The sequence below is a fragment of the Nodosilinea sp. FACHB-141 genome (genome assembly GCF_014696135.1).
In the GTDB taxonomy this organism is placed as follows: domain Bacteria; phylum Cyanobacteriota; class Cyanobacteriia; order Phormidesmidales; family Phormidesmidaceae; genus Nodosilinea.
The window spans coordinates 66416-83744 of record NZ_JACJPP010000013.1 but is presented as its reverse complement, the minus strand read 5'-3'; the positions used below and the strand labels follow the sequence as shown (position 1 = coordinate 83744).

Genomic DNA, 17329 nt, shown 5'->3' with positions numbered 1-17329 from the left:
AGAAAGTAACCCTCACCTCAGGCCCAGCCTCTCAGGGAGGCTAAACCCCTCAAACGATGGGGAGTCGGTTACACCCTACAGTTTCTCAGGAAATGGACCGCTGTCAAATCTTTTTGTCAATGGAAGGCAACGTTTTGTAAAGGAGTGTGGGCTATGGGGTACAAGGTTCAAAGCTATCCCTAGACCTTAAACCGTATACCCTAGTTCACCGCTCGCCCGTGACAATATAGGCCACCCGCTTGCCAATGTTGGTGGCATGGTCGGCAATCCGCTCCATGTAGCGAATGGCCAACACCAGCAGTACTGTCGGCTCGACCGAGCCGACCAGGTTAGTCTGGTGGGCTAGCAGGGCGTACAGCTCTTCGTAGTCGGCGTCGATGGCGTCGTCTTTTTGCTTAATCTCTAGGCCGCTTTTAGCGTCGAGGTCAGAGAGGGCCAGCAGGCACATCGCGACCATCGAACGGCAGCGATCGAGCATGGTCTGCACCCGCCCCATCAGAGGGTGTACGGGGTAAGGGAAGAGTTTAAGCGCTACTTCCCCCAGATCTTCGGCGTAGTCGCCGATGCGTTCTAGGTCGCGCACTAGCTGCATAAAGGCCCCAATGCGCCGTAGGTCTTTGGCCTCTGGCTGTGCCTGGAGCGTAAACAGGTGCATGCAGTCCATCTCGATTTGGCGGTAGAACTTGTCGATCTGCTTATCGTGACGGTGGAGCCGCTGGGCAGAATCGAGATTGCGATCGCACAGGGCTTCCCGAGCCAGCACACAGGAGTTTTCAACCAGTGCCCCCATGCGTAGCAGATCGCGCTGCACCCGCAGCAGCTGCCGATCAAAGTCACCACGCACGGGTTGAGTTGTATCCATATCAAGCATCGCGAAGCACACCGAGTAAAAAGGAAGACCGCAGCGATTGTGGCTCTTCAGCCTAGCAGCCCACCCGGGCTAACCCCAAACAGAAACCCTAGCGCTGCCTAGGGAGGTTCCCGTTAAGCTCTGTAACAGTTAGGCTGGCTGGCCTCGCGAAAGCTCCCATCTTAGTTAACAATCTGTCTAGACCCAGCGTCTTTGCTTAAGCAAGCGTTATTCACTCAGCTTGAGGAGTATTTTTTATGCCTCTTTCAGATACCCAAGTCTTTATTGCCCTAGCCGTAGCTCTATTGCCTGGTATTTTGGCAGTTCGCCTATCCACCGAGCTTTATAAATAGGTTAAGCCGGGGCATTATTTTAACGTCCCAAAGGCATAGTTCACCAAAACAAAAGACTTCGGCACCCGGGTGCCGAAGTCTTTTGTTTTGACCGACTGACAGTTAGGCTGGCCAAGACGCGCTAAAAGCTCATGGCGGGCTCATTCTTAACTGGCCCTAAGGCCCCAGAGTAGATCAGCCCCCGCCGGGTATCGAGGGTAAGAATGCTGCCGTCGCGGATGATCTCGGTGGCGTTTTTGACCCCCACAATCACCGGCACCCCCAGCCGCAGGCCAATCACCGCTGCGTGGCTGGTGGGGCTGTCATCTTCTGTGACAATACCGCCCGCCCGACGAATGGCCTCGACAAAGTCGGCGCTGGTGTGGGGCACCACCAAAATTTCGCCGTCGTTAAAGTCGTTGACCTCCAAGCTGGTGTGGGCAACTCGGGCTCGGCCGCTCACCGAGGCTTCGCCAATACCCAAACCTCGCCCTAGCACCGCTGTCACCACGTCGACCTTGATCAAATCGGTAGAACCCGATATCCCTTGCAGCGTCCCCGCTGTTAGCACCACCAGATCGCCGTCGTTAAGCAGGGCCTTTTCCTGAGCGACGCTCATGGCCGCCTGAAAGGTCTGGGTGCTAGAAGGCAGGTCGAGCACCAGCAGTGGCCGCACCCCCCATACTAGCTGGAGCTGCCGCGCCACATGAACATGGGGCGTCACCGCCAAAATTGGCGTCTGGGGACGGTATTTCGACACGTTGCGAGCGGTAGCCCCAGACTTGGTCAGGGTCATGATGGCCGCCGCGTTGAGCTGTGTCGCAATGCGGCCCACCGCCTGGCTAATGGCGTTGGGAATCGAGCGAGCCCCGCTACTGTCCTTGCGATCGCTCAGGGAAAGCCCCTCCTGCTCGGTACACACGGCCACCTTCGCCATCGTCGCCACCGCCTCCACCGGAAACTTGCCCACGGCAGTTTCGTTGGAGAGCATGACCGCATCGGTGCCGTCGAGAATAGCGTTGGCAATGTCAGACACCTCAGCCCGGGTAGGGCGGGGGTTTGACACCATGCTGTCGAGCATCTGGGTGGCGGTAATCACCGGAATGCCCAGGGCGTTGGACATCGCGATCAACCGCTTTTGCAGAATTGGCACCTCCTCGGCGGGTAGCTCTACCCCCAGATCGCCCCGGGCCACCATTACCCCGTCTGAGAGGGAGAGAATGGCCTCCATCTGCTCAATGGCCTCGTGCTTTTCAATCTTGACGATCACCGGCACGTTCTTGCCGGCGGCGTGGATAATCTCCTTGATTTCCAGCACGTCTTGGGGGTTGCGCACGAAGCTGAGGGCTACCCAGTCAACGCCTTGGTTGAGACCAAACAGCAGGTCTTCGCGGTCCTTGTCGGTGAGCGCCTTGACCGAGAGATACACCCCAGGGAAGTTGACCCCCTTATTGTTCGACAGGGTGCCGCCTACCACCACACGGCAGTGAAGCTCCTGGGCCACCAGATCGACCGACTCCACCTGCATTTCAACTTTGCCGTCATCCAGCAAAATCGTGGAGCCGGCGGGTACTTCCTGGGCCAGCTTGTCGTAGGTGACGCAGGCTCGCTCCTGGGTGCCCAAAATAATCTCGCTGGTGAGCACAAAGGGGTCGCCCTTAGCCAGCTGAATGGAGCCGTGCTCAAACTTGCCCAGGCGAATTTTTGGCCCCTGGAGGTCTTGCAGAATGCCCACCGGCTGGTTGAGCTCGAAGGAGATCTGCCGAATCAGGCGAATGCTGCGCTGGTGATCGTCGTGGCTGCCGTGGGAGAAGTTGAGCCGCAGGGTGGTGGCCCCAGCCTCGATCAGCTCCCGCAGCACATCGGCATTTTGGGTGGCAGGGCCGATGGTGGCAACAATTTTGGTGCGGCGGACAGAGTTGCGCAGGGGCATAAACGACCTCTACTGAGAGTAAAACGCTACTGCATCGGACCTTCAATCAAGCCCGTAGACTAGCAGCCATAAAGCACAGGGATAGTAGCACGAATGCCGATGGGCTTTACGCGTCACCCCAAAACCAGCAAGAATTTCAGCGTTTTCACCGACGATGGGCATGGAGTAAGGAGGTGAGGCAGGTAGCGCTCGTCTGGCACCTTCTATGGCGCGCTACTGACGGTGAGCTGCCGGAGACAGCGTTTATCTTTAGGCTATGTCACAAAAGTTTATTAATAAAGCATCGTAACGTATACTACCGAAGGCACTGGTGTAGGAGCGATGCATCATGTCGGTGGCAGCTGAAGCCCTGACGGTTCGAAAGACGGTTCCCCCTGAGTTACTCAAAACCGAAGGCGGATTGAGCCTCAACTCTCTCATGTTTATAGCTTCCGTCGGGCTGATTAGTCTGTCTACGGTGGGCTATTTTTGCTGGCATTGGACAAACTGGTGTGTGTTTCTAATGAATGTGCTGTCCCTACACCTGGCGGGGACGGTTATTCACGATGCTAGCCACAACTCGGCTCACCGCAACCGCGTGGTGAATGCCCTACTGGGCCACGGTAGCGCCCTGATCTTAGGGTTCTCGTTTCCGGTGTTTACGCGGGTGCACCTGCAGCACCATGCCCACGTTAACGATCCTAAGAACGACCCCGATCATTTTGTCTCGACGGGCGGGCCGCTGTGGTTAATTGCGGCGCGCTTTTTCTACCACGAGATCTACTTTTTTAAGCGCCGCCTCTGGCGCAACTGGGAGCTGCTGGAGTGGTTTTTAGGTCGCTTTGCAGTGGGGCTGCTGGTGTTCATCGCCTGTCGGTTCGACTTTGTGGGCTACCTCTTTAACTACTGGTTCTCGCCTGCCCTAGTGGTGGGCATTGCCCTAGGCCTGTTTTTTGACTATTTGCCCCACCGACCGTTTGAAGATCGCGATCGCTGGAAGAACGCCCGGGTCTACCCCAGTCCCATTCTCAACCTGCTGATCATGGGTCAGAACTATCACCTGGTACACCACCTGTGGCCCTCAGTGCCCTGGTATAAGTACAAACCCACCTACGAGGTAATGCAGCCCCTGCTGGATGAAAAAGGGTCGCCCCAGTCCCTTGGGCTGCTGAAAATGAAAGACTTCTTTGGCTTTCTGTACGACCTATTTCTGGGCATTCGGCTAAAGCGACATTAGAGGCGATCGCTCAAAAGAAACGACCCCAGATTTAGGCCCACAAAGCCATAATTCTGAGGTCGTTTTTGCAGTGCAAAATTCGTCAAAACCTTCCTTCTAACCCGTAACTACCAAGTCGGGACGCAGGTCGCGGGCGCCGCGCAGGTAGACGTGCTGAATTTTGTCGTGGGGGGCTGGGAGCTGCACGTGCATCAAAATGCGGATGCAGCAGGGTAGGCTGCCCTCGACATGCATGTGCTGCACGTCGAGGAGAGCAACGTTGTCCCATTGGGGTCGCTGGCGGGCGATCGCCGCCGGAAACACCGCATCCAAGTCGCGAGTGACGGAGAAGGTGGCGCTAATAATGCAGGCCGGGTCGAGGTGGTTGCTCTCTTCGAGGGCATCCATCAGCTCTGTGACGGCCTCCTGAATGGCCCCCTCAGTATTTTCTGGTACCGTTACCGCTCCCCGAATTGCCCACACTCGCCAGTCCACGCGTTAGCCTCCAAAGGTCATTCTTCAAAGCCTCAAAGGCACCGACGGCAACAATTGGGGCAGAGAGTTGACTGCATTTTACTGCTTTAATCCTACCAGGGCACTGGTCTGTGCTGGTCCTTAGGGCCGATACAGCCATAGGGGCATGCCGCTGGTAGAGCGTTCGAACTCCAGCCACTCTAGGGTCGCATTGAGGGCCGGTACCGCCAGCCCAGGATAGGCTAGGCCAGAGGCAGCGACATTGCTGTTGCCGGGCACTAGCCGCCGCAGGAGAGGCTTTTTCTCATCAAAGGTGATGCACTCGGCCTTGTCAGGGTCGAGGCCGGCTAGTTCGGCGGCCCAGCGGCGGGCGTCTTCCTCGCTGCCGAGCCGGTCTACAACACCAAGCTGGAGGGCTTGCTCGCCGGTAAAAATGCGCCCATCGGCAAAGCTACGCACCGTCTCTTCGCTCAGATGGCGGGCCTCGGCGACGGTTTTGACAAACTGGCTATAGCTGACGTCGATTAGCTCTTGCAGAATGCCTTTTTCGGGGTCGGTGAGTTCGCGATCGAAGGCGAGAATATCTTTATAGGGGCCAGACTTAATTACCTTGAATGACACGCCCACCTTGTCGAGCAGGCGCTCTAGATTATTGCCCCGCAAAATGACGCCGATGCTGCCGGTGATCGTGCCGGGATTGGCCACAATGTGGTTGGCTCCCATGCCGATGTAGACCCCACCCGAGGCAGAGATATTGCCAAAGCTGGCCACGATTTTGAGCTTGTCTTTGAGCCGTTTGAGGGCGATGTAAATTTCTTGGGAATCGCCTACGGTGCCGCCAGGGCTGTCAATGCGCAGCAGCAGAGCCGGGAAGCGCCTTTCCTCAATCTCTTTGAGGGCCTCTAGCATCCGCTTACGGGTGGCGGCCCCGATCACGCCGGTCACTTCGATGCGGGCAATGGACTTGCGAGAACGGCGAGAAAACGGCCAAATCATAGGGGTATTAAAACTGTAGGCGGACAAGGGTGAATAGTAGATAGCCCTGGCACTGAGCGTGCTAGGGCCAGGGTCTATTGTAGCCAAAACAACACTATGGCGGGGCGTTAGCGCCTCAGCCCGTTAGGGGGTGAGTGATTCGGGGCAGGACAGCACCCTACCCCGAACTGCGTTAACATTCCTTAAAGAAAGCCTTTTTGGCCACTGCGCTCGCCCTTGCGGGTCTTTAAACTATCTCCCTTCATTTCCCTACCATGGACTCAGTCTCCGTTCCCCAATCGGCCACTCGCAACCCCATTGTGCTGATTGCGCCCTTCTTTTTGTGGGGCACAGCTATGGTGGCGATGAAGGGAGCCATGCCCCACACCACACCGTTCTTTATGGCGGGTATACGGCTGGTGCCCGCGGGCATGCTCGTACTGTTGGTGGGGTTGTTGTTGGGCCGTCCCCAAGCCATTAGCCGCCAGGGCTGGCTTTGGATAGCGCTCTTTGCTTTGGTAGATGGTGCGCTGTTTCAAGGATTTTTGGCGGCGGGCCTGCAGCGCACTGGGGCAGGCCTCGGCTCGGTGATGATTGACTCACAACCTCTAGCGGTAGCGATCATGGCGCGAGGCCTATTTGGTGAGTACATTGGTGCCCTCGGCTGGATTGGCCTGCTGTGGGGCATTGCGGGTATCAGTCTGCTGGGCCTGCCCGACGAATGGATTTTTTCGCTCTTCCACGGCGACACCGCCTGGCTGACCGATGGCACGGCCCTCACCACCCTCTCGCAAGGAGGCGAATGGCTGATGCTGTTGGCCGCCCTGTCGATGGCCACTGGTACTATTCTGATTCGCTACGTTTGCCGCCATGTCGACCCTGTTGTGGCCACAGGCTGGCATATGGTGCTGGGGGGCATGCCTTTATTTGTGCTGTCATCCCTAGGGGAAGTGCAGCCTTGGCAGGGGTTGACGGGATTGGATTGGGGGGCGATCGCCTATGCAACCATCTTTGGCAGTGCCCTAGCCTACGGCATTTTCTTCTTCTTGGCAGCCCAGGGCAACCTCACCAGTCTCAGCGCCCTAACCTTTTTGACCCCAGTATTTGCCCTGCTGTTTGGCAACCTGTTTTTGGGTGAAACCTTAAGTTTGTTGCAGTGGTTGGGAGTCAGCTTTACCCTGGTCAGCATTTACCTGATTAACCAGCGCGACGTCCTGACTCAGAAACTGCGGCAGTTAACCTTGGCCTACGAGACCGCGACCTCGGGGGAGAGTACCCCAGTGGAGCCGGATTAGGGTGAGGAGTGGATGGGTGGATGGGTAGGGCAGAGTTTTGAGCTAATCGCTGCCGTAGCCTTGCTGAGAAGAAAGGGTAGGTGGAAGAGACAGGTATTCTTGCAAATGAGTACGTCTAGTGGAGTCGTTCAGTCGCAACTCCCCACCCATCCACCCATCCACTCCCTACCCATCCACCCTAGATCACGCTGCCCTCAGCAGGTTAAGTTACCTTAGGGGCATCGACACTGGGTAACCGTCGCCGCCAGCTATGGGCCGATATGAGACTTAGAATGCCAACGCCAGGGAGAGGTCTGGGCTGCCGCAGTGCTTCTGGGGTGAGGTTTGCTGTCTTAACCCTGGTTGCGGGTTTGACTATAACTGACCTGCCGGTGTTAGAGTCTGCGATCGCCAAAGCAACCACTGCCCCAGAGTCTGCCCAGTCAGATGCCAGACAGATTGCTCAATTAGAGGCTCCTGCTGCTAACTCCGAACTGCTACGGTCGGGGACTCAAGACGACGATGTCAAGCCCAATGAGACGGGGGTACCGGCTGAGCCCCCTGCGGGCGAAGACCAGGAAGCGGCTGAAGCTTCTGCGGTTGAAAATGGCACACCGGTTGAGGCTGCTGAGTCTGGTCGCCGCTGGACATGGTTAGTGTTGGGGGGGCTGGCGCTGGCGGGTTGTTTGGGGGGCTGGCGGTTCTTGGGGCAGGGGCGATCGACAAAGCGTTCCACAGCTAACTTAGAGCGAGTACCCAGCACAGCCCCCCAGGCCAAGAGTGGTGCTGAGCCTACCCTGACCCCAGACGATTCCACTGCTCCCCTGGGCACCGTGGGGCAAACAGAGGCGTTAGTCTCCCCGGCCCTCGGTCTGGCTACCCCGGCTGCTACGGCCACCGACCTGACTCTAGACGCCACCACCCGTCTCACCTCGGGGGATATTGTGGATTCATTGATCCATGAGTTGGATAACCGCGATGGGGCGATACGTCGCCACGCCATTTGGGAGCTAGGTCAGCTCGGCCATTCTGAAGCTATTCAGCCACTGATCAACAGCCTGCTCGATGCCGATTCCCAGGAAAAAAGCCTTATTCTCGCCGCCCTGGCCGAAATTAGTAGCCGTAGTCTCAAGCCCATGCACCGAGCTTTGGCCCTAGGCCTGCAAGATCCTAGCCCCGAGGTGCGCAAAAATGCCATTCGCGATCTGAGCCGGATTTACGACACGGTGGTGCAGCTCAGCCATATGTTGGCCCACGCGACCCAAGACCCTGATGCTGGCGTGCAGGAGACTGCCCAGTGGGCGCTCAGCCAGCTCAACCGCATCCCTGCGGCAACCTATTCAGCGGCGCTGCCCCCTGAGACGGCTTCCTTGGACTCACCCTACGACAGCGATAGCCAAAGACTGACTCCAGAGGGCCATCGTCTTCCCCCCGGCTAACTAGCGCCCGATCTCCTGACCTCCTTATCCCCCGATCTTTCCATCTCTCCTCATGACTCTTTCCCTTCGCCTGTTGTTTGTCTCAACTCCTGTAGGGCCGCTAGGGTCTGGTTTGGGGGGCGGGGTTGAGCTCACTCTGCTCAACTTGACTCAGGGCATGCGCGATCGCGGGCATCAAGTGACGGTGCTGGCCCCCGAGGGGTCAAGCCTGGGCGATGCTGCCATCGTGACGGTGCCGGGGCAGTTGCAGCCCACGGCCCATACCCAGGGACGCAGCGCGCCGGTCGTCCTTCCCGCGGACAGTGCGCTGGGCGCGATGTGGCGCTACGCTCGGCAGCACCAGGCCGAGTTTGACCTGATCGTCAACCTGGCCTACGACTGGATGCCCTTTTACCTCACAGAGTTTTTTGTCACTCCGGTAGCCCACTTCGTCACCATGGGCTCCCTCAACGATGCAATGGATGAGGCCATCTGCCAGGTTGCCCAGCAGTTTCCTCGGCGTTTGGGGGCCTACACGCGCACCCAGGCTGAAACGTTTGGGGTAGCCAATGCCTTTGAGCTGCTCAGCAGCGCCATTGATTTGGAGCTATACGAATTTTGCTTAACCCCCGGCGATGCCCTGGCCTGGCTGGGGCGCATTTCCCCAGAGAAAGGGCTAGAGGATGCCCTAGAGGCGGCCGAAATTGCCCAGGCTCCCCTGAAGATTTTGGGCAAGCTGGAAGACACCGACTACTGGCAGAGCCTTTGCGATCGCTTTCCCCGAGCGGCCGACTGCTACCTGGGGTTTTTGCCCACCCACGAACTACAGCAGGTGCTGCGCCAATGCCGTGCCCTGGTGATGACCCCACGCTGGGTCGAAGCGTTTGGCAATGTGGCGATTGAGGCTCTGGCCTGCGGTGTGCCGGTGATTGCCTACGCCCGTGGTGGCCCCGCCGAAATTGTGCGGCCAGGCGAAACAGGCTGGCTGGTGCCGCCAGATGATGTACAGGGGTTGGTGAGTGCGATCGCCAAAATCGACCAGCTCGATCGCTACGCCTGCCGTCGCCAGGCCGAAACCGAATATTCCCTAGGTGCCCTAGCCGTTCGCTTTGAGCGATGGTTTGAAACCCTGATTGCGAACCAGTAGAAAGACTTAACGCAAGTCGCTGCTACTGGGCCTGAGGTACAGGGGCTTGGCGCATCTGCTCTAGACGCTGAAAGTCGTGGTGCAGGGCTTGGCGCAAAGAGCGATTTTGGGGATCGACGCGGCGGGCCTTTTTCAGGCAGGCTTCTGCTTTTTGAAGGTTGCCGTGGTTGAGCAAGTCGTGCCCCCAGCGGTAATAGGTGATGGCGTGCCACTGGCGAATTTCTGGATCTTCTGGGAAGCGCTGCACCAGCCCTTCTACCAGGGCTACCGCTCGGGGGAAACGCTGTCCCTGAAACAGCTCTCGCAGCTGCTTAAAGCTATTTACCTTTAGCTGTTGATCGGCTTCTGAACCCCCAGGGGTAGGGCTGACAGTGAATTCGACCTCTTTGGCAGGTGGAGAGGTGATGGGTACTGAGGGGCGGGGAGCCGCAGCGGATGGGGTTGTTTGGGCAGGTGCTTTGGTGACCTGACTGGGAGCGGCTTTGCGCTGAGCCGCTACGGCTTCCACGGGCAGGGCGTTCACCAGAGCCTGATAGGCCTGGGTCACCTGAATGAATTTCTCTTTTGCTAACTGATCGCCGGGGTTGATGTCAGGGTGATATAGCCTGGCTAGATTGCGATAGGCCAGCTTGACATCGCCAAAGCTGGCCCCGGTTCTAAGCCCCAGTATGCGGTAGTAGTGCGCCAGCGCCATGGTTCGCTAACTCAATAGAATGAGGTACGTGTGCTGGCCCTATTCTGCCAACTGTCGGCAGAAATGGCGCAGCCAATTACACCGCAGCAGTGGCAGGAGAGACAAGTTCCTGAGAGCGGTCTTCAATCACTCGGTCGATCAGGCCGTAGGCAACGGCCTCTTCTGCCGACATGAAGTAGTCGCGATCGGTGTCCTTTTGAATTTGCTCAATGGAGCGACCGGTGTGGCGGGCCATCATTTCGTTGAGTTCTTGACGAACTCGCAGAATTTCTTTGGCCTCAATGGCAATGTCGCTGGCCTGGAGACGCTGCCGCCCGGTGCCGCCCATGGGCTGGTGAATCATGATGCGCGAGTGGGGTAGAGCAACCCGCTTGCCGTTGCTGCCCGCCGCCAGCAAAAACGCCCCCATGGAAGCAGCTAGACCCAAACAGATCGTGACCACGTCAGACTTGATGTACTGCATGGTGTCGTAGATGGCCATGCCCGCCGTCACCGACCCCCCGGGGGAGTTGATGTAGAGATAAATGGGCTTGGTGTTGTCGTCGGAGTCGAGGTACAGCATGGCTGCCACGATGGAGTTAGCCAGGGTGTCAGTGACCTCTTGGCCGAGAAAAATAATCCGCTCCTGGTTTAGGCGGGTGTAGATGTCGACCCACTGGGAGTACTGGCTACCGGGCAAACGATAGGGAACTTTGGGAGTGCCGATGGGCATAGTGCTCTTTCAACCTAAAAATAAAACAACGGACGTGGGATGGTTAAAGACCGACCTTGAGGGACGATTCTCCTCCGGGGAGGCTGCGCCATCGCCTCTCAAACCTGATACCTAGACCTAAAGCCCTGCCCCGGCGGGCACCGGTAATTCTTTGCGGCTAGACAGCACCCGGTCGATGATGCCGTATTCCTTGGCTTCTTCTGGGTTCATGTAGAACATGCGATCGGAATCGCGCAGCACCTGCTCTAGGGTTTTGCCGGTGCTCTTAGCCAGAATGCTCATCATGGAGCGCTTGTTGTCGAGCACTTCTTTAGCCCGAATTTCGATGTCGGTAGCTTGGCCCTGGGCACCGCTGCGAGGCTGGTTGAGCACAATGCGAGCGTGGGGCAGACTAGCCCGATAGCCCTTAGTGCCCGCCGCCAAAATCACTGCCGCTGACCCCATGGCCTGACCAATGCAGATGGTGTGCACTGGGGGCTTGATGTAGTTCATGGTGTCGCAGATGGCAAAGGCTTCGGTGTCGTAGCCAATCATGTTGCCGTCGTGCCAGGAGGTGCCGGTAGAGTTGATGTAGAAAAAGATGGGCTTGTCGGGGTCATCAAACTGCAAGAAGAGCAGCTGAGCAATGATCAGCTCAGTAACGTCAATACCCACCTGCTGTTTGATGTCATCCCCTGAAAACAGGGGCAGGCCCAGATACACAATCCGCTCCTTGAGCAGCAAGGAGGGCAGATCTGGGGGCGGCGTACGGTACGTCGCATCGCCATACGGTGCCTGCACGGCTTTAATCTCTAAACTCATAGACCGAAGACGCCCAAATACGCGTTTTTAACAGTGTAACGCGGGATTGAGCTGGGTTCTACGCCGTCCTTAAGACGGATATCCCCACCTAAGTCTCTGTCGAAATGTAGAGCCCGCTTGCTACTTTCTGGGGATGTATACCATTGGGCTTAACTCTAAAGTAGGGGAAGATTTTCGTTCAAGGAAATTAACCCTATGTCTATTGAAGATCGCGTCAAGGCCACTGCTCAAAATATTGAGGGCAAAGTGCAGGCGGCTGCGGGTGAAATTACGGGCGATACCAGGAGCAAGGCCGAGGGGCATGCCAAGCAGGCCGAAGCCCAAGCTACCCACGCTAAAGAAGATGTGAAGGATGCGATGAAAAAAGCCATCGACTAAGCGCTACAGCCTACTGTTTGAAACCTATTAGTGACCCCCCGGGGCAGCCAGTGGCTGCCCCTTTTTGTTGGATGGCAATAACGAGGGAGTAAAGATATTTCAGAACTATGGCTGGCTATATAGTTGCCGGGTAAATTTCAGTTTGGAAGCCAAAATGGGTTCTCTAAACCAGAGAGGATTTCCTGTCTAGCGTTGGGATGTGCCGCGACTATGTTCTCAATTTTTATACTGACCCACAATGAGGAGCGGGATATTGCCGCTTGTATTGAGTCGGCCCTGCTGTCCGACGATGTAATTGTGGTGGACTCGTGTAGCAGCGATCGCACCCAAGCCATTGCCACCCAATATCCCGTGCGCTTCATCGAACATCCCTTCGCTAGCCACGGCCAGCAGCGTACCTGGATGCTGGAGCACGTACCCTACCGCTACGATTGGGCCTACATTCTCGAAGCCGACGAGCGCATGACGCCAGAGCTGTTTGCCGAATGTTTGGATGTGATTGCCAACGGCGATAAAGCTAGCTACTACGTGGCCGAGCGGGTCATGTTTATGGGTAGCTGGATTCGCCGCAGCACCCAGTTTCCGCGCTATCAGCTGCGGCTGCTGCAGCGGGGCAAAGTCTGGTTCGACGACTATGGTCACACCGAGCGCGAGATTGTAGATGGCCCCACCGGCTTTTTGCAGGCCACCTACCCCCACTACACCTGTAGCAAAGGGCTCAGCCGCTGGATCGACAAGCACAACCGCTACTCAACCGACGAGGCCGCTGAAACCCTGCGGCAGCTGCAGAGCGGCAGAGTGGACTGGCGGGCCATGGTTTGGGGCAAATCTGAAGTCGAGCGCCGGCGAGCGCTGAAGGATCTCTCGCTGCGACTGCCCCTGCGCCCGCTGACCCGGTGGCTCTACATGATGTTTATTCTTGGGGGCTGGCGCGATGGCCGAGCCGGGCTCGCTTGGTGCACCCTCCAGGCGTTTTATGAGTATTTGATTGTGCTTAAGGCGCGGGAATTGATGCATCCCGAATACCTAACCGGCGTACAGCCAGAAGAGCCAACCACTGTTTCAAACAGTTCCCAATCTGTAGAAGAGCATGGCTCGGTTGCATCCAGCATTGCCGTCCCGCCGATGCAATAACCCCTCACTCCCTACCCCCTTATCTTCCTCGTCCCCCTCATCCCCTACCCACTCACCCTCCCTGGCCAAGGCGCTATCGTAGAAAAATGAGTGAATACAGGGTAAAACGGGTTACGGCTCCCCCAAAAAAAGCTTCGTGGCGCAATCTGGGTCAGTCGCTGGGCATGTATCGCTACGGGCAGCGCGCCATTCAGCTAGTGTGGCAGACCGACTGGCGGCTGACGGTAGTGCTGGGGTTGCTGACATTAGTGGCCGGTTTGCTGCCAGCGGCGATCGCCTACGTCGGCAAGCTGATTGTCGATGGCGTAGTCAAAGCTGCCCAGTCAGGATTGGCGGTTGATCGCCAGGCAGCGCTGATGTACCTGGCGCTGGAGGCTGTGTTGGTGGCAGGCTTGGCGGGAGCGCGCCAGGGTTTGACCCTGTGCCAATCGCTGCTGCGGGTGCTGCTGGGGCAGCGGGTCAACGTGATGATTCTCGAAAAGGCCCAGACCCTACCGCTGACCTACTTCGAAGATTCTGAGTTTTACGACAAAATGACCCAGGCCCGGCGCGAGGCATCGTCGCGGCCCCTGAGCATGGTCAACCGCACCTTTGGAGTCGTGCAGGACCTGCTGTCATTGCTCACCTTTGGGGGATTGCTGCTGCAATTTTCGGGCTGGGCGGTGGCGCTGCTGGCCGTGGCTACCCTGCCCGCCTTCATCGCTGAGACCCAGTTTGCGGGGGAGGCCTTTCGCCTGTTTAAGTGGCGATCGCCCGAAACCCGCCAGCAAATCTACCTGGAGGCGCTGCTGGCGCGGGAGGATTTTGCCAAGGAGGTGAAGCTGTTTGGCCTGGGGCCGCTGCTGCTCGATCGCTACCAAGATATTTTTCAGCGCCTCTATAAAGAAGACCGCAGCTTGACGGTGCGCCGCAGCGGCTGGAGCTACGGCCTGGGATTGCTGAGCACCGTATCGTTTTACCTGGCCTACTGCTGGATTGTGCTGGAGGCGATCGCAGGCCGCATTTCTCTCGGCGAGCTGACCATGTACCTGACGGTGTTTCGCCAGGGGCAGACCACCTTTGCTAGCACCCTGACATCGATCGGCGGCATGTACGAAGATGGGCTCTACCTGGCTAACCTCTACGAATTTCTCGAACAGTCGGTGCCGGAGGATATGGGAATAGCCGACCGAGGCCTTGACCCCGGTGACGGGCTGCGGTTTGAGCAGGTGTCCTTTAGCTATCCGGGCAGCGATCGCCTCGCCCTAGAGAACGTCTCGTTTCACCTGAAGCCGGGGGAAAAGATGGCGATCGTGGGGGAAAACGGCTCCGGCAAAACCACCCTGATCAAGCTGCTCACCCGGCTCTACACCCCCAGTCAGGGCCGCATTTTGCTGGATGGCCGCGACCTGCAAGAGTGGGATGCCAAGGTGGTGCAGCAGCGCATTGGCGTGATTTTTCAAGACTTTGTGCGCTACCAGTTTAAGGTAGGCGAAAACATTGGCGTCGGCGATGTCACCGACTTTGAGGATGCCCAACGCTGGCAGGTCGCCGCCGCCAAAGGCACCGCTACCGAATTCATCGAAGACCTGCCGGAGGGCTTCAACACTCAGCTGGGGAAATGGTTTTTTGGTGGGCAAGAGCTTTCGGGCGGTCAGTGGCAGAAGATTGCGCTCTCCCGTGCCTTTATGCGTACCGACGCCGATATTTTGGTGCTCGATGAGCCGACTTCCGCGATGGATGCTGAGGCCGAAACCCGCCTGTTTGAGCAGTTTCGCGAAGCCACCCAGGATCAGATGGCGATCCTAATTTCCCACCGCTTCTCGACGGTGCGGCGGGCCGATAACATTATTGTGCTGGCCAACGGTAGGCTAATTGAGCAGGGCGGCCACGAGGAGCTGCTGCATCAGGATGGTCGCTATGCCCGCCTGTTCACCATGCAGGCGGCTGGCTACCTGTAGCGCCCCCCAGTCTGGATCGACAACGCATTGGGTAATGGGCATAATGCCCCTAGAGTCAGTTACCAGCCTTGAGAACCGCTCAGTTTTGGCTAAATCAGCTAAATTTACGCCGCAGCTTTCGTCGCCGGTTGGGGGCTGCGATCGCTACCACTATCCTTATATTTTCCGTGCTTCTGGCCTGTATTGTTGGTGACATTAGCCAGCGCCAGATCCAGGCTGACCGTGGTGAGCTGATGGCCCAGATGGCCTACCAGCTAGCGGGGGCGCTCGATCGCGACATGTTTATCTATTATCAAGAAATTCAAACCCTGGCCTCGCTGGAGGAGATGCGATCGACCCAGCGCCCTACCGCCCAAAAACAAATGCTGCTCGATCGCATGCAAGAGGCCTTCAGTGACTTCGCCTGGATTGGCCTCACTGACTCGCGGGGCATTGTGATGGCCAGCACCCACGGGCTGTTAACTGGAGCCAATGTCTCCAAGCGGCCCTGGTTCATTGAAGGTCGGACCCGTCCCAACGTGCAGGATGTGCACTCGGCCAAGTTGCTCGCCGCCCTGGTGCCCAACCCCAGCTCCGACCCCCTGCGCCTAGTGGATGTCACCGCTCCTGTGGTCGATAACACGGGTACGCTGGTAGGAGTGCTAGGCGGACACCTTTACTGGCAGTGGGCCACTACCCTGCGAGACAACCTGCTTCAGCCGCTAAAAGACTACAAACAGGTAGAAATTCAGATTTTGTCGAGCACTGGAGACGTGCTGCTAGGGCCGGGCCGCAGCCCTAACGATGTCAGCGCACCAGTCAATTTGAGTGGTTTAAAAAGCTTTCAAGCCGCTCAACAAGGAGAAACCGAGGCAATAATAGAGCCCTGGCTAGACAACGCGCCGACCCTAACGGGCTACGCACAGACCCAGGGCTATCGCAGCTATCCCGGCCTGGGTTGGGTGGTGCTGGTGCATCAGCCCACCCAGGAGGCTTTTGTCCCGGCGCGATCGCTCAAGCACAACATTTGTCTCTGGGGCATTGCCCTAGGGTTACTGAGCGGTGCTCTTAGCTGGTATATCGCTGGGCAAATGGTGAAGCCAGTCATGGTGATCGCCCACACCGCCGAGGGCCTGCGCACCGGCACCACCCGCGCCCCCATGCCAATTTTTTCGGGGCAGGACGAGATTGCCCAACTGTCGCGATCGGTGGGCCAGCTATTTGCCAACCTCGACCAGCAGACTACTCTGCTTCAGCAGTTTAATGCTGACCTAGAGGCTCAGATCGCCGCCCGCACCGCCAGTCTCAACCAGACCAACCATCGTCTCCAGCAAGAAATTCAGGTGCGCAGCCAGACCGAGCAGGCCCTGCAAAACGCCAACCAAGAACTTCAGCGGCTTACCTTAGTGGACGGGCTGACGGGCATTGCCAACCGTCGCCACTTTGACCAATATCTAGAGCAAGAATGGCGACGCTCGGTGCGCGATCGTCTGCCCCTGTCGCTAATTTTGCTCGATGTAGACTATTTCAAACTCTACAACGACCACTATGGCCACCAATCGGGCGATGCTTGCCTGTGCCAGATTGCCCAGGCGATCGCGATTCCCCCCCGTCGTGCCACTGACCTGCCCGTCCGCTACGGCGGCGAAGAGTTTGCGGTGATCTTGCCCAACACCGATAGATCTGGGGCCATCTACCTAGCCGAAACCCTGCGCCAAGCGGTGAAGGCGCTGCATCTTCCCCATGCCAAGTCTGCCGTTGGCCCCTGGGTCACCGTTAGCCTGGGGGTAGCCACCTGTCTGCCCTCGGCCACGCTCAACCCCATCAATCTGATCCGCACAGCCGATGGGCTGCTGTATCAGGCTAAGCAGCAGGGGCGCGATCGCATCGTAGCCAATCCCTGACCCCTGCATTCCCCCAAATCAACAATCTGAGGCAGGATTGTCAGCTTGTTTAAAAGCTTTGATCAGACACTTTAAAGACTTGTCAAGGCTTAATCAAGAAACCTTTCTCCTTAGGAAATAGAGTGATATAAACGAAAGTAACAGCACCAATCATCGGCATTCCGATCGGAAAACCGTAGATTGGGTTTG

The 17329-nt window shown here is 57.6% G+C and carries 16 protein-coding genes; 9 read left to right on the top strand and 7 right to left on the bottom strand.

Annotated features, from left to right (window positions below; all coding sequences use genetic code 11):
- Positions 1–205: 205 nt before the first annotated feature.
- Positions 206–862, bottom strand: coding sequence for a phosphate signaling complex protein PhoU (phoU, locus tag H6F59_RS14250; RefSeq protein WP_190701062.1), 657 nt, complete (start codon positions 860–862; stop codon positions 206–208).
- A 245-nt stretch (positions 863–1107) separates the two neighbouring features.
- Here phoU and psaM point away from each other — a divergent pair, with 245 nt between their 5' ends.
- A complete protein-coding gene (psaM, locus tag H6F59_RS14245; protein WP_190514823.1) occupies positions 1108–1203 on the top strand; it encodes a photosystem I reaction center subunit XII in 96 nt (31 codons plus the stop codon).
- Between the two features lie 121 nt (positions 1204–1324).
- Here psaM and pyk read toward each other — a convergent pair whose 3' ends face one another.
- Positions 1325–3115 (bottom strand): pyruvate kinase, encoded by a 1791-nt coding sequence (gene pyk, locus H6F59_RS14240; RefSeq protein ID WP_190514824.1) that lies wholly within the window; start codon positions 3113–3115, stop codon positions 1325–1327.
- Positions 3116–3443: 328 nt separating this feature from the next.
- On the opposite strand from pyk, the gene crtR reads away from it, so the two are divergent.
- Positions 3444–4331, top strand: coding sequence for a beta-carotene hydroxylase (gene crtR / locus H6F59_RS14235; RefSeq protein WP_190701059.1), 888 nt, complete (start codon positions 3444–3446; stop codon positions 4329–4331).
- A 96-nt stretch (positions 4332–4427) separates the two neighbouring features.
- On the opposite strand, the gene aroH is transcribed toward crtR, so the two are convergent.
- Positions 4428–4805 (bottom strand): chorismate mutase, encoded by a 378-nt coding sequence (gene aroH, locus H6F59_RS14230; protein ID WP_190701055.1) that lies wholly within the window; start codon positions 4803–4805, stop codon positions 4428–4430.
- 120 nt (positions 4806–4925) lie between these two features.
- Positions 4926–5780: a signal peptide peptidase SppA gene (sppA, locus tag H6F59_RS14225; RefSeq protein WP_190701050.1), complete on the bottom strand. Its 855-nt coding sequence runs from the start codon at positions 5778–5780 to the stop codon at positions 4926–4928.
- A 254-nt stretch (positions 5781–6034) separates the two neighbouring features.
- On the opposite strand from sppA, the gene H6F59_RS14220 reads away from it, so the two are divergent.
- The 3 genes from H6F59_RS14220 (at position 6035) to H6F59_RS14210 (ending at position 9598) form a co-directional block, all read left to right on the top strand.
- Entirely contained in the window at positions 6035–7054 is a 1020-nt protein-coding gene (locus tag H6F59_RS14220; protein WP_190701047.1) for a DMT family transporter, read from the top strand.
- Positions 7055–7404: 350 nt separating this feature from the next.
- Positions 7405–8472 carry a HEAT repeat domain-containing protein gene (locus H6F59_RS14215; protein ID WP_199325794.1) on the top strand — a complete coding sequence of 356 codons (1068 nt, stop codon included), beginning with the start codon at positions 7405–7407 and terminating at the stop codon, positions 8470–8472.
- A gap of 52 nt (positions 8473–8524) precedes the next feature.
- Positions 8525–9598: a glycosyltransferase family 4 protein gene (locus H6F59_RS14210; protein WP_190701041.1), complete on the top strand. Its 1074-nt coding sequence runs from the start codon at positions 8525–8527 to the stop codon at positions 9596–9598.
- A gap of 22 nt (positions 9599–9620) precedes the next feature.
- On the opposite strand, the gene H6F59_RS14205 is transcribed toward H6F59_RS14210, so the two are convergent.
- The 3 genes from H6F59_RS14205 to H6F59_RS14195 form a co-directional block, all read right to left on the bottom strand.
- Positions 9621–10292: a DnaJ domain-containing protein gene (locus H6F59_RS14205; RefSeq protein ID WP_190701037.1), complete on the bottom strand. Its 672-nt coding sequence runs from the start codon at positions 10290–10292 to the stop codon at positions 9621–9623.
- A gap of 76 nt (positions 10293–10368) precedes the next feature.
- A complete protein-coding gene (locus tag H6F59_RS14200; protein ID WP_190514831.1) occupies positions 10369–11004 on the bottom strand; it encodes an ATP-dependent Clp protease proteolytic subunit in 636 nt (211 codons plus the stop codon).
- A gap of 117 nt (positions 11005–11121) precedes the next feature.
- Positions 11122–11805, bottom strand: coding sequence for an ATP-dependent Clp protease proteolytic subunit (locus tag H6F59_RS14195; protein ID WP_190701034.1), 684 nt, complete (start codon positions 11803–11805; stop codon positions 11122–11124).
- 195 nt (positions 11806–12000) lie between these two features.
- Between H6F59_RS14195 and H6F59_RS14190 the strand changes: the two genes are divergently transcribed.
- From H6F59_RS14190 to H6F59_RS14175, 4 genes are all read left to right on the top strand, one after another.
- Complete coding sequence (locus tag H6F59_RS14190) at positions 12001–12183, top strand: CsbD family protein (RefSeq protein WP_190514833.1); 183 nt, start codon at positions 12001–12003, stop codon at positions 12181–12183.
- A 210-nt stretch (positions 12184–12393) separates the two neighbouring features.
- The gene (locus H6F59_RS14185) at positions 12394–13317 is read left to right on the top strand and encodes a glycosyltransferase family 2 protein (RefSeq protein ID WP_190701031.1); all 924 of its coding nucleotides are present in this window, start codon (positions 12394–12396) and stop codon (positions 13315–13317) included.
- Between the two features lie 86 nt (positions 13318–13403).
- Entirely contained in the window at positions 13404–15257 is a 1854-nt protein-coding gene (locus H6F59_RS14180; RefSeq protein WP_242021474.1) for an ABC transporter ATP-binding protein, read from the top strand.
- 68 nt (positions 15258–15325) lie between these two features.
- Positions 15326–17140: a diguanylate cyclase gene (locus H6F59_RS14175; protein ID WP_190701028.1), complete on the top strand. Its 1815-nt coding sequence runs from the start codon at positions 15326–15328 to the stop codon at positions 17138–17140.
- The last annotated feature ends 189 nt before the right edge of the window (positions 17141–17329 follow it).